The 12,135-nt window shown below is 40.5% G+C and carries 13 protein-coding genes and 1 other annotated feature; of the genes, 3 read left to right on the top strand and 10 right to left on the bottom strand.

Features of this window, described 5'->3' with window-relative positions; translation table 11 throughout:
- The first annotated feature begins 127 nt into the window (after positions 1-127).
- Positions 128-664: an HD domain-containing protein gene (locus N8M93_RS13330; protein ID WP_261132578.1), complete on the top strand. Its 537-nt coding sequence runs from the start codon at positions 128-130 to the stop codon at positions 662-664.
- 4 nt (positions 665-668) lie between these two features.
- Here N8M93_RS13330 and N8M93_RS13325 read toward each other — a convergent pair whose 3' ends face one another.
- From N8M93_RS13325 to N8M93_RS13295, 7 genes are all read right to left on the bottom strand, one after another.
- The gene (locus N8M93_RS13325) at positions 669-1,094 is read right to left on the bottom strand and encodes a hypothetical protein (protein WP_261132576.1); all 426 of its coding nucleotides are present in this window, start codon (positions 1,092-1,094) and stop codon (positions 669-671) included.
- A 114-nt stretch (positions 1,095-1,208) separates the two neighbouring features.
- On the bottom strand, positions 1,209-2,063 hold the full coding sequence (locus tag N8M93_RS13320; protein WP_261132574.1) for a DegV family protein: 855 nt from the start codon (positions 2,061-2,063) through the stop codon (positions 1,209-1,211).
- Positions 2,064-2,256: 193 nt separating this feature from the next.
- The gene (locus tag N8M93_RS13315; RefSeq protein ID WP_261132572.1) at positions 2,257-3,243 is read right to left on the bottom strand and encodes an ABC transporter ATP-binding protein; all 987 of its coding nucleotides are present in this window, start codon (positions 3,241-3,243) and stop codon (positions 2,257-2,259) included.
- Positions 3,243-4,262 (bottom strand): ABC transporter ATP-binding protein, encoded by a 1,020-nt coding sequence (locus N8M93_RS13310; RefSeq protein ID WP_261132571.1) that lies wholly within the window; start codon positions 4,260-4,262, stop codon positions 3,243-3,245. The genes N8M93_RS13315 and N8M93_RS13310 overlap by 1 nt, the downstream gene beginning before the upstream one ends.
- 19 nt (positions 4,263-4,281) lie before the next feature.
- Positions 4,282-5,298, bottom strand: coding sequence for an oligopeptide ABC transporter permease (gene opp3C, locus N8M93_RS13305; RefSeq protein WP_261132569.1), 1,017 nt, complete (start codon positions 5,296-5,298; stop codon positions 4,282-4,284).
- Entirely contained in the window at positions 5,298-6,227 is a 930-nt protein-coding gene (gene opp3b / locus N8M93_RS13300) for an oligopeptide ABC transporter permease (RefSeq protein ID WP_261132567.1), read from the bottom strand. The genes opp3C and opp3b overlap by 1 nt, the downstream gene beginning before the upstream one ends.
- A gap of 169 nt (positions 6,228-6,396) precedes the next feature.
- Positions 6,397-8,067 (bottom strand): peptide ABC transporter substrate-binding protein, encoded by a 1,671-nt coding sequence (locus tag N8M93_RS13295; RefSeq protein ID WP_261132565.1) that lies wholly within the window; start codon positions 8,065-8,067, stop codon positions 6,397-6,399.
- 422 nt (positions 8,068-8,489) lie between these two features.
- On the opposite strand from N8M93_RS13295, the gene N8M93_RS13290 reads away from it, so the two are divergent.
- Together N8M93_RS13290 and trpS are read left to right on the top strand one after the other, a co-directional pair.
- Entirely contained in the window at positions 8,490-8,852 is a 363-nt protein-coding gene (locus tag N8M93_RS13290) for a DUF3899 domain-containing protein (RefSeq protein WP_261132563.1), read from the top strand.
- A gap of 47 nt (positions 8,853-8,899) precedes the next feature.
- Positions 8,900-9,149, top strand: a binding site (T-box leader).
- Positions 9,150-9,207: 58 nt separating this feature from the next.
- Positions 9,208-10,203, top strand: coding sequence for a tryptophan--tRNA ligase (gene trpS, locus N8M93_RS13285; protein WP_261132561.1), 996 nt, complete (start codon positions 9,208-9,210; stop codon positions 10,201-10,203).
- A gap of 69 nt (positions 10,204-10,272) precedes the next feature.
- On the opposite strand, the gene N8M93_RS13280 is transcribed toward trpS, so the two are convergent.
- The 3 genes from N8M93_RS13280 to N8M93_RS13270 form a co-directional block, all read right to left on the bottom strand.
- Positions 10,273-10,938, bottom strand: coding sequence for a type 1 glutamine amidotransferase domain-containing protein (locus tag N8M93_RS13280; RefSeq protein WP_261132559.1), 666 nt, complete (start codon positions 10,936-10,938; stop codon positions 10,273-10,275).
- An 88-nt stretch (positions 10,939-11,026) separates the two neighbouring features.
- The gene (locus N8M93_RS13275) at positions 11,027-11,788 is read right to left on the bottom strand and encodes a YjbA family protein (protein ID WP_261132557.1); all 762 of its coding nucleotides are present in this window, start codon (positions 11,786-11,788) and stop codon (positions 11,027-11,029) included.
- Between the two features lie 111 nt (positions 11,789-11,899).
- Positions 11,900-12,124 (bottom strand): hypothetical protein, encoded by a 225-nt coding sequence (locus N8M93_RS13270; protein ID WP_314728285.1) that lies wholly within the window; start codon positions 12,122-12,124, stop codon positions 11,900-11,902.
- Positions 12,125-12,135: the final 11 nt, after the last annotated feature.

The raw sequence follows: 12,135 nt of genomic DNA, 5'->3' as shown, positions 1-12,135 counted from the left end.
TGGAGACATGCTATATTGTTGAACAATACACTTAGAAAAGCGGAAGTGCCGTGCGTACCCTTAAAAGACCAATAGAGCAATACAACACTTCATGCATTCATACATTTTATATAAAGGAGGAATATCCATGCGGCAACCTACATTGCTTGAAATATTCGAACATCCTAAGACACAAAAATATTTACAACGATCTGGAGTTGTGCATGCCATTGCCTCCAGTTTCCATGCCTATAAGCTGTCCGGTCAATATGGCGTCGATCCTATGCTTGCATGTAAAGCAGCACTTCTTCATGATATCGGGCATTATACATGGTACAGGGACGGTAAGTGGGATTATGAGCAGTACAAAGCGAATGATATACACGCAATCAAAGGTGCTGAAAGAGCACATAAATTATTGATTGAGCTTGGGGAAGATCGTGAAAATGCGAAAGCTATTTCATTAGCCATTCTTTTGCACACTGATTCATATTTGCCTGGGGGATCATTAGAATTGAATCCGTTACAGAAAGTGGTCAGGTTGGCTGATGAAGCTGATGAAGAACCTGGTGGTCTCCATCATTATCGTGAAGTTTCATATGAGAAAGCAATCGAGCTGGTCAAAAAGCTTGATTTTAAGTTAAATGAAAATGGAAATCCTACACCCCTTCAACAAACAAGCTGAACGGTTATCCAAGAATGCATTCGATCCATGGGTCTTTCGATTCCATCCGAATGCACCCCAGCTCCTCCTTCAGTTGGGAAAGTTCAGTTCTTCCATTCAATACTTCTTTATTGAAAGCCACTCGGCGTAATTGTAAATATTTCGCTCTTTTGACCGAAAAGTCGATCAACTTACTTTGAAACTTTTCAGAGGCCATTTGGTCATACATAAATAGAAAAGTGATTTCAAGCATCTTATTTTCAGAGATATTCAGCCATAAGAATCCTGTATCCTCTTCATCATTTGAAAATACATACGCTTCCTCATTGTCCTTCATAACAAATGGTTTCTCGACCAATGAAGAGGAAATCGTATCAGGAAGTTTTCCTTTTTGATCTATTAATTTAAGGAGTTCCAAATCAGTTTCAGGATCAAATTGATAATAAATCACTACATTTCCTCCTCGTTCATATATATACGAACTTTCCTTATGTATTATACGCCGCACACCAGATTCCCTTCAACTTAGTATACATAAAAAAACAGCCCTGTATGACAGGACTGTTCAATACTTTATGATCCCAATGGAATTTTCACTCCCGTAGGTACCGATGACACTACCTAACTTGATACAACGGATTTTTTTGAATGTCTCCAAGGAAAATTGCTCTTTAAAGCTCTCAATGACAATCTGCTTAGAAGGGTAACTGTGTACAATCAATAATTCTTCATGATCCTCTCTCCAGTCATGGATCATTTCAGCCAGTTTTTTAATCCCTTTCTTTTTACCACGGAAGTTTTCTAGAGTTTCAACTGTTCCCTCTTTTATTTTAAGTAATGGTTTGATATTCAAAAAGTTACCGACTTTACCCTGTAATGTTGAGATGCGGCCGCCTTTTGTTAAGTTCTCCAATGTTTCGAGTAGGATGATCCCTGTCACATCTTTCTTACGTTCTTGTACTTTTTGATAAACTTCTTCTGGTAAATGACCCTTCTGGATTAATTGATCGGTAAATTCCAACAAATAAAGGACTCCAGCTGAAACTGTCTCTGTATCAATTAAATAGAGCCTGTTTTGCTCTTCTTCACTAAACATTTCTTTGGCCACGTTAGCACTTTGGAAAGTACCGCTTAAATTACTTGCGATACCTAGATAAATCACTGAATACCCTTCTGAAAGTAATTCTTTGAATGTATCGAAGAATTTTTGAGGAGCAGGCTGGCTTGTTTTAGGCAGCTCTTTTGAATTTCTCATTTTTTCATAGAATTCTTCATGGGTTATAGTGGTACCATCTAAATAGGTCTCTTCCCCTTTAAAATTAACGTTCAGCGGAACAACTTTCATAGGAGTGGTAATTTCTATGTTTTCTTCTTGTCCCAAAAAATCACTCGCACTATCAACTACTAAAGCTATCTTCATACTTTATCCTCATTCCTATCCATACTCCGCATAGTTTCTCATACTATCGTAGTGTGTTTTCAGACAAATTACAACTATTTTAGATTAAAAATAAAAATGTTCCATAAAGTGTTCGGGGGCCATGAAAAACAACAAATATTTGAAGACTTCCAAAAAAAACGACCTCCTTTTACGGAGATCGTTCCATAGACAATTAATTTTCCTTCAATTCATCGTCATAAAGGTGACAAGCTACATAGTGACCTTCTCGGGCTTCTTGCCACTTAGGTACCACTTTCGCACATACGTCCATAGCATGAGGACATCTTGTACGGAAACGGCAGCCGCTTGGTGGTGATACCGGAGATGGTACATCACCTTCAAGGATGATACGCTCACGACTTCGCTCAAGTTCCGGATCTGGAACTGGAATCGCAGACAATAGAGCTTGCGTATATGGATGCAAAGGCTCGTTGTACAGCGTATCACTTTCAGTAAGCTCTACGAGGTTACCCAGGTACATAACACCAACGCGGTCACTGATATGCTTGACCATTGACAGGTCATGCGCAATGAACAAGTATGTCAAGCCGCGCTCACGCTGCAGCTTTTGCATCAAGTTGACTACCTGCGCTTGAATCGATACGTCCAATGCAGAGATAGGCTCATCCGCAATGATGAAATCCGGATCTACTGCCAATGCGCGCGCAATTCCGATACGTTGCCGTTGTCCACCACTGAATTCGTGCGGATAACGGTTTGCATGTTCTTTATTCAGACCGACTGTTTCTAGAAGTTCATGAACACGATTCAATCTTTCTTCTTTCGTCTTCGCAAGACCGTGGATATCAATACCTTCAGCGATGATATCTTTAACAGTCATCCTCGGGTTCAATGATGCATAAGGATCCTGGAAGATCATCTGCATCTTTCTATTGAACTCTTTCAACTTGGCTTTATTTTTCTTACCATGGACATCTTCACCGTTGAAAGTGACTGAACCATCAGTCGCTCCATATAAACGGATGATCGTTCTTCCAGTAGTAGATTTACCACAACCGGATTCACCAACTAGACCTAACGTTTCACCTTTATAAATGTCAAATGAAACATCGTCTACTGCTTTCAACATTTGCCCTTTGCCCATGTTGAAATATTTCTTTAGATTTTTTACTTCTACCAATTTCTCTCTAGTTGCCATTATCTTGCACCCCCAACTGATGCTTCAACCGGCTTTTCAACTTTAGGTGCTCTTTCATCCAATAACCAGCAGGCTGCTTTATGCGTACCAGAAACTTCAGTAGCATCAGGCATATGATCTATACAAACCTTCATAGCATGCGGACAACGTGCCGCAAATGGGCATCCCTTCGGAGGATCACTCAAGTCAGGAGGTGACCCTGGAATTGCGATTAGCTCACTTCCATCTGCACCAAGCTTCGGCATTGAAGCTAACAATCCCCAAGTATAAGGATGCTTTGGTTTATAGAAAATTTCATCAACAGTTCCGGTTTCAACAATCTGCCCACCATACATGACAGCAACACGTTGAGCAGCATTCGCTACGACGCCAAGGTCATGTGTGATCAGGATGATTGCTGTACCCGTCTTATCTTGCAGATCACGCATCAAATCAAGGATTTGTGCTTGAATCGTTACATCTAGTGCAGTGGTCGGCTCATCCGCAATCAAAATCTTCGGATTACATGCGAGTGCAATCGCAATGACCACACGTTGTCTCATACCACCTGAAAATTGGTGGGGGTATTGTTTCAAGCGTGCTTCTGCATTCGGAATACCGACTAATTTCAATAATTCTAGAGCACGTGCAGTAGCTTGTGATTTAGACATCTTTTGATGGATCCGAAGTCCTTCCATGATTTGCTTACCAACCGTCATCGTTGGATTCAAGGACGTCATTGGATCCTGGAAAATCATTGAGATTTCTGATCCCCGTATTTTTTGCATTTGGCGTTCGGAGTATTGTGCCAGATCTTTCCCCTGGAAGAGAATTTGCCCTTCTTTAATTCTACCAGGCGGGTTAGGGATCAATCGCATAATACTTTTAGACGTTACGGATTTACCTGATCCGGATTCACCAACGATCGCCAGGGTTTCTCCTTTTTGCAACTTGATATCGACACCACGGACGGCTTGTACTTCACCGGCGAAAGTGTCAAATGATACATGTAAATTCTTGATTTCTAAAATGTGTTCCATCCTCTTCACCCACCTTCTATTAATCTCTCATCTTCGGATCTAGCGCATCCCGCAATCCATCCGCAACAACGTTGAATGCAATCATGACCAAACTGATAATGATTGATGGATAAATCATCATATGAGGAAAAATCTGCATATTACGATATCCTTCTTCAATCAATGTTCCTAATGAAGCCAATGGCGGTTGTAAACCTAATCCGATAAAGCTTAGGAATGCTTCGAAGAATATTGCAGCTGGAATCGTAAACATTGTATTTATGATAATGACACCCATCACGTTCGGAATCAAGTGTTTTGAAATGATTTTATTATCCGATGAACCAAGTGTTCTAGAAGCTAAGACGAATTCTTGGCCTTTCAACTTTAAGATCTGACCACGGACAATCCTTGACATCCCGATCCAACCGGTTATTGTCAGGGCGACGGTTATCGATATGATTCCTGGGTCTAAGACGAGGATCATCAAGATAACGACGACCAGGTTTGGAATTCCAACCAGAACCTCTACGATACGCTGTAGGACATTATCAACACGCCCTCCGTAATATGCTGAGATTCCGCCATAGATTACCCCGATCACCATATCAATCGCAGCCGCTAATAACGCGATATATAATGAAATACGGGTTCCTTGCCATACACGGGTCCAAAGGTCACGTCCCAAACCGTCTGTACCAAACCAAAAATATGTTCCTTCTTCTATGCCCTTCATTTCATACATATCATTGCCCATGTCATCTGTTCCATCCATGATTCCCAGGTTTTCTAGACCAGGGACCTTAGCTGGGAGATTGGCACGAGTCAATTTCTGATCATCAAAACCGAAATCGTTCATCATCGGGCCGAAGATTGCCAGGGTCGTCAAAGCAAGTAGAATGAGACAACCTACAATGGCAGATTTATTTTTCTTTAGTCTCATCCAGGCATCTTGCCAGAAGCTCAGACTGGGACCAGCAATTTTCTCGCTTTTAGTACTGTCAATTTGAGCAGGTTGGAAAAGTTCATCATTCACATAGTTTTCATGTTTACTCATTACTCTTTCCCTCCTGCCAAACGGATTCGTGGATCAATGACTCCATAAAGGATATCAACGATCAGAATCACCAAAATCAAGAAGAATGAGAAGAATAGTGTTGTTCCCATGATAACTGGATAATCATTTGTCGTAATTGATCGGACAAACTGTTCTCCAAGTCCTGGAACTGCAAAAATTTTCTCAACGACCAATGTACCAGTCATCAATCCAACTGCAAGTGGTCCTAAAATCGTAATCAACGGAATCATCGCATTTCGGATACCATGCTTGAATACAACAGCAAAACCACTTACACCCTTTGCTCTTGCAGTCGTGATAAAATCCTGGTTCATGACCTCAAGCATTTCGGTTCGAGTGAAACGTGCTGCAACAGCTACGACGAACACCGCCAATGCAATCGTCGGTAATACGGAATATTCCCATCCTTCCCAAAAGGCAACAGGAAACCATTGTAATTTAACACCGACATAATATTGAAGTAATGCTGCAAACACGAAACTTGGAATCGACTTACCAATTACGGCGACAAATGTTGCTCCATAATCCCAAATCGTGTTATAACGTATTGCAGAAATGATACCAAGTAATATTCCAAATATTGCTCCGAATATCATCGATTGGAGACCAAGTTGTGCTGATGGACCAATTCGACTCATAATCAGGGAAGTTACATTTCTTCCATCATATTGAAAAGAAATACCTAAATCTCCAGTAACTACATTAGCCATATATTTTACATATTGAACAGGGACGGGGTCATTAAGTCCATATTTCTCAAGTATTATCGCTTCTTGCTCAGCCGTTAACTTTGCCGCGTTACTTAAAGGTGTACCCGGCATGATCTTCATCAAGAAGAATGTAGCTGATGCAATGAGGAACAGGGTGATAAACATATAAATCACACGCTTAACAATATACCCTTTCATCCTCTTCCACCTCCATGTATGCCTTTTTGTCTATTGAAGAGAACCAACGAATGGTTTTGTTATTTTCTGAAAAATATCCAATAACAGGGAAAAAGAGAGTATACGTCATTCAGGCGACATATACTCTCCTGATACTCTCCCTTTACTGACTAACGTTTTATTGTCGAGCTTACTTTTCGATGTAAGCCCACTTATAGCTGTAGTCAGGCCCGAATGAGTTTTGATATACGTTCTTCACGTAAGGCTTCCAAAGTTGAGCACGAGCACGTTGATAAAGTGGTGCAAGTACTGCTTCTTCTTCAATCAAGATTTTTTCAGCTTCTAGCATTGCTTCAAAACGTTTTGCAGGATCAGAAGTCAATGTAGTCTTAGCGTCCTTAACAAGCTTGTCATACTTCTCATTAGAGAAGCCAGTCTTGTTATGTCCACCGTCAGTCACCCACATGTCGATGAATGTCATAGCATCTGCATAGTCAGGACCCCAACCAGCATTTTGAAGGTCATAATCCATAGCATCATCAAGCTCTAGACGTTGTTGGAAAGGAACACCTTTCAACTTGATTGTCAAACCAGGAAGGTTCGTTTCAAGTTGGTTCTTAAGGTATTCGTCCATTTTCTTCGCTACTTCAGAGTCTCCACCAAGGACCTCCAATGTAAGCTCTTCTTTCCCAAGTGCTTCCAAACCTTTTTCCCAATGTTCTTGTGCTTTTTCAACATCGTTAGAGACTAGATCTCCATTCAACTCACGGAAGTCTTCACCAGATTCTGGGTGAGACACGAATCCTTTTGGAACGAAGTAATTTGCAGCAAGTGATCCATTGTTCAAGATGACATTGACAAGGTCTTCCTTGTTTACTGCCATTTGGATTGCTTTACGGATGTCTACATTCGCAAGTGCTTCACGTTCCTGGTTCATCTTAAGGTAGAACATTACCGGCTCTTCGAAAGTTTTGTAATCCTCATGATCTTTATATTTGTTTACGTACTCAGAAGAAAGACCTACACGGTCAATTTTTCCAGTTTCGTAAAGGTTTACGCCAGTTGCAGTTTCTTTAACAACTTTTACGTTGATTTGCTCTAATTTTACAGATTCAGCATCCCAGTAATCAGGATTCTTCTTAAGTACCCATCCTTCTTCATGTTTCCAATCAGTAAGGGTGAATGGTCCGTTGTAGATAAGATTCTCATCTTCAAGAGCATATTTATCGCCTTGCTCTTCAACGTATTCTTCGTTTTGTGGCAAGAATGTTGCGAATGTAGTCAAGCTGATGAAGTATGGAACTGGTTGCTCAAGTTCAACCTTCAACGTCTTCTCGTCAACTGCTTCTACACCAAGTTCTTCTGGATCCATTTCGCCAGCCATGATAGCGTTAGCGTTTTTAACGTCTCCAAGGATGAAGTTGTATTGAGATCCTGTGTCAGGATTTACAGCTTTTCTCCAAGAATAAACGAAGTCATCTGCAGTTACAGGTGTTCCGTTTGACCATTGTGCGTCACGAAGTTTGAAAGTGTAAGTCTTCTCATCGTCACTTACTTCATGGCTTTCTGCCATACCTTCAACAGGCTCCATGTTTTCTCCAAGACGGTATAGACCTTCCATTGTCTCTGCCATAACTTGGAACGCTACAGCGTCAGTTCCCATTACAGAGTCCATTGTCGGAATCTCTGCGCTTTCAAGTATGTTCAATACTTGAGGTACATCTTTGTTACCGCTATCTTTTCCATCCTTGCTGTCTTTATCGCCGTCAGCGTTATTTCCGCCGCCGCCGCTACATGCAGCAAGGAACATGCTCAACACTAATGTTAGTGTTAAAAGCAATGACCATTTTGACTTTCTCATGTCTTAATGACCTCCCCTAAATATTGGTGAAATTATTCGAACGTCGCCCTCAGAAAATGTCAGATTTTTTAAGGAATTCCGTTCACATTTTGTATTATACAAGTTTTCACAAAATTTTGCATGCACTTTTTTAATATATTTTACAAAAACCCTATGTTCATTACGGTTTCATAACAATAATTAGGACTTTTGAACTACTTTAAAAATCGGTATTTTCGGGTATAGAGTGCTTAAAAATAGAATTTTTTGCATAGAAGATACACCCAACGGTTGATACAATCGTATTTTCCGTTAATAAAAATGAATGAGATATGCAATTGTCAATTATTATCAAATGTTCTGACATATTACACGCCAATTGACTCTGTAAAGGTATTGCTACAATAAACACCTATCGTGTATCATCAATACGAGGTGACATCATGCGATTGATTAGACGATCCACATATCTATTAGCACTTTTGCTCGTAATGGGCTCTGGTTTTATGTATTTTTACTACGACAACATTACAGTTGTAACATTCATAAACTCTATCTTTCTGATTTCGATGCTGTACATCATGCTTGGTGGTCTTATGTTCGTAACAAGGGGCGGATTCTTCGATGCCATCACGCTGAGTTTCAGAAGGTTCATGAAGAAAGGTACGAAAATGGGAGAAATCATGGAGGACGTCGAAAATTCGGAATTACCATCAGAGGCGTTTGAATATACCTTTTCAGAACCTTTGCTGCTTACAGGGTTGCTCGGATTTTTGACAACTGTATTGATTTCTTTTACCATTTGATATTGCAAATCGTATTTCAATTGTATATACTATCGATAATAAAATTTGTTATTGCGATGAGGAAGAAGAGTACACTGTATCCCCCTTTTAAGAGAGTCTGTGGGTGGTGAAAACAGATAAGGTGATCAGTGGAATGGGCTTCTGAGCTATCAAACCGAAACATTTGGGAGTAGGCTTTGACGTAAGGTCCAGACGTTATCATGGACACTCTGTACTATAGGCTGAGTCTATACGCAGAGATCTGAGTGATTCTTTATGAATAATTCTGGGTGGCAACGCGGTGCAATCGTCCCATAATGGACGGTTGTGTCGCGTTTTTTATTTTTCATCAACAAATTTATGAGGAGTGATTTTCATGGCAACAATCTTTTCTGGTGTAAAGCCGACAGGAATCCCGACGCTCGGGAACTATCTTGGCGCATTGAAGCATTTTGTAACCTATCAAGAGGAGCATGATTGTTATTTTTGTGTGGTCAATCAACATGCCATCACAGTCCCTCAAGATAAACTGGAACTTAGGGATAATTCCAGAAAATTAGCTGCATTATATCTCGCTATCGGAATCGATTCGGATAAATCGACTTTATTCATCCAATCCGAGGTTCCTGCACACACAAAAATGGGATGGATCATGCAATGCATCTCCTATATCGGAGAACTTGAAAGGATGACCCAATTCAAGGACAAATCGCAAAATCGTGTGGGCGTTTCTTCAGGGCTCCTTACCTACCCTCCTTTAATGGCAGCGGATATTCTGTTGTATGGGACTGACATCGTTCCAGTCGGAGACGATCAGAAACAGCACCTTGAATTGACCCGGGATTTGGCTGAAAGATTCAATAGACAATATAATGACATCTTCACCATACCAGAGGTGCATATTCCTAAAGTTGGTGCACGAATCATGGACCTTGGAGACCCAACGAAAAAAATGAGCAAATCTGATGAGAATTCAAGTGGTTTCATTTCAATACTTGATGATGAAAAGACAATCCGCAAAAAAATCAAACGTGCGACAACGGATTCAGATGCTACTGTAAAATTTGACAAGGAAAATAAACCTGGTGTCGCAAACCTGCTCACGATCTATTCACTCTGTTCCGGAAAATCGATTGAACAACTAGAGACAGAGTATGAAGGGAAAGGTTATGGAGACTTTAAAGAAGGTGTTGCTGAAGCAGTAATCGGCCAACTGAAACCTATCCAGGAGCGTTACTATCAATTACTCGATTCCGATGAACTTGATGATATCCTTGATAAAGGTGCAGAGAAAGCTGAATTCGTAGCCAACAAAATGCTTGCGAAAGCTGAAAGAGCAATGGGATTAGAACGTAAAAGGAAAAAGAAGTGATAAAAGGGATGATCGCTGTGATCATCCCTTTTGTGTTCTTTGAAAAGGCATCGCTTTGCCAATTTTCCTTTATTCATTCAATGCTTCAATCATTTTTTGAGCTGTACTTTCACTTGACATCGGGTTTTGACCAGTTACGAGGTTTCCATCTCTGACTGAAAAATCGGTCCATTTTTCCCCTCTGACAAATTCTCCCCCCTTTTCTCTAAGTGTTGTCTCAAGTAAAAACGGCATTTCTTCAGTCAGCTGCATTTCTTTTTCTTCTTCATCAGTAAAACCATTGACCTTCTTCCCTTTTACCAGTGGGGTACCATCCTGATAAGTTACATTGACCAACCCGGATGGTCCGTGGCAAACCGCTCCAATCACTTTATTTTCATCAGCCATCTTGCCGATGATTTTTTGCATCAATTCATTCTCTGGAAAGTCGAACATCGTCCCATGTCCACCTGGTAAAAACACGCCGTCAAAATCTTCGTTCAGATCTTTTTCAGATAGCTTGTCCGTTCGAGTCAATTTGTCCTGCGCTTCCGCGAATTCCTGTTTCTCCTCTTCAGGAATACTATTTGGATCAAGTGGGATCCGGCCACCTTTCGGACTCTTGACCGTTACATCATATCCTTGATTCTTAAAAAGGTTATACGGTACAGCGAATTCCTCTAACCATAATCCGGTTTCCTTTTCATCATTTATTTTATCTGCATTCGTTACAATCATAAGGACTCTTTTAGACATGATATACCTCCTTGTAGTTGAATGTACACCTGACATTTCCCTTCAACACATGCAGCTAAACCTATAACTAAAAAGGAACTGATCATCGTCAGCTCCTCTGTTGGTTTACATGTGTCCCTTTTTCTAATTCCCATATTTTCTCAAAGTAAGGTTGTCCTTTTATCAGCCGTTCACAGATCGACTGATGCTTTGATGTCCACCCCTGACATACTTCATTATAGAGTGCTCTCCATGCTTCATCAAAACTCATCATCTGGATGTCCGGATACTTTTCTGGAATCCATTCAGTGTACCAATATCTGGCTTCAGCAGTATTGCCACTCGTATACATCTGGTCAAGGGCCATGAATAACAATTGTTTCAACTGTCGTTCTCGACGTGTCAAGCCTTTCATATCCTTAGGATCTGGTGATAGGATATGGTGTTCCTTTTTTTGTTCACTTGTAGAATCGAATGTGTATCTCTTCGGATCCAATTCTTCAGCCATTTCGTATACTAATTGTTCTTGCCTCGGAATCATCCTGCTTTTACGGATCGGGATTTTATATCCCATCGTATCCACAACAAGACATTTCTTTCCGTCAGTCGCAATCATGCAATACTCGATTTGTTCCCGCTGGTTGTTTTTGCGGATATAACTTTTGTTTTTCACCTCACGTAACAGTTCCTCAGGCAATTCACTCAAGTCATTTTCTATGTAGTTTAAAAGAGGTGATTCCATTTTGATAATCGGTACTTGGTCAAGAAGTTCGATGAAGTCTTCCTTCCGCCATTCATGGAATTCACAAACATTATAACCGTTCTCTTCGCCTTCGAACCAGTTTACCCATACGTCTCTTAAGTACAACATGTATACCCCTCACTTTACAGGATTTACTGTTTTGTTAAAATCAGTATAGTCAGAGGGATACAAATTTATTCTTTAATCGAACTTTTTTTAGTCGACATTTGTACATATTCGTCAATTCTCATCGTTTTTATTATGAAAGGAAGGCAAGTAGATACTGCCCCATACCAACAGTAAACCGACTATGAATAATATGGACTCAACTCGCGTCAGGATGAAGGCCAAATAATTAACAAATCCATGGCCGGTGGTAATCAAATTCAAAAAGGCGATCAAGCTGACCCCGCCAGATACTGCAAAGCTGAATCCTAACAATAGTAAGAATAGTCGAAAAATCAAAGCCCTCATCT

Source organism: Bacillus sp. Marseille-Q3570 (assembly GCF_946151055.1).
Lineage (GTDB): Bacteria > Bacillota > Bacilli > Bacillales > Fictibacillaceae > Pseudalkalibacillus.
This window is presented reverse-complemented; position numbering and strand designations above follow the sequence as displayed.

Excerpts from the sequence above, each read along its gene's own strand:
- N8M93_RS13330 (WP_261132578.1), top strand. The coding sequence starts at position 128 with ATGCGGCAACCTACATTGCTTGAAATATTCGAACATCCTAAGACACAA.
- N8M93_RS13280 (WP_261132559.1), bottom strand. The coding sequence starts at position 10,938 with ATGTCTAAAAGAGTCCTTATGATTGTAACGAATGCAGATAAAATAAAT.
- N8M93_RS13295 (WP_261132565.1), bottom strand. The coding sequence starts at position 8,067 with ATGAGAAAGTCAAAATGGTCATTGCTTTTAACACTAACATTAGTGTTG.
- N8M93_RS13290 (WP_261132563.1), top strand. The coding sequence starts at position 8,490 with ATGCGATTGATTAGACGATCCACATATCTATTAGCACTTTTGCTCGTA.
- N8M93_RS13320 (WP_261132574.1), bottom strand. The coding sequence starts at position 2,063 with ATGAAGATAGCTTTAGTAGTTGATAGTGCGAGTGATTTTTTGGGACAA.
- trpS (WP_261132561.1), top strand. The coding sequence starts at position 9,208 with ATGGCAACAATCTTTTCTGGTGTAAAGCCGACAGGAATCCCGACGCTC.
- opp3b (WP_261132567.1), bottom strand. The coding sequence starts at position 6,227 with ATGAAAGGGTATATTGTTAAGCGTGTGATTTATATGTTTATCACCCTG.
- N8M93_RS13275 (WP_261132557.1), bottom strand. The coding sequence starts at position 11,788 with ATGTTGTACTTAAGAGACGTATGGGTAAACTGGTTCGAAGGCGAAGAG.
- opp3C (WP_261132569.1), bottom strand. The coding sequence starts at position 5,298 with ATGAGTAAACATGAAAACTATGTGAATGATGAACTTTTCCAACCTGCT.
- N8M93_RS13310 (WP_261132571.1), bottom strand. The coding sequence starts at position 4,262 with ATGGAACACATTTTAGAAATCAAGAATTTACATGTATCATTTGACACT.
- N8M93_RS13315 (WP_261132572.1), bottom strand. The coding sequence starts at position 3,243 with ATGGCAACTAGAGAGAAATTGGTAGAAGTAAAAAATCTAAAGAAATAT.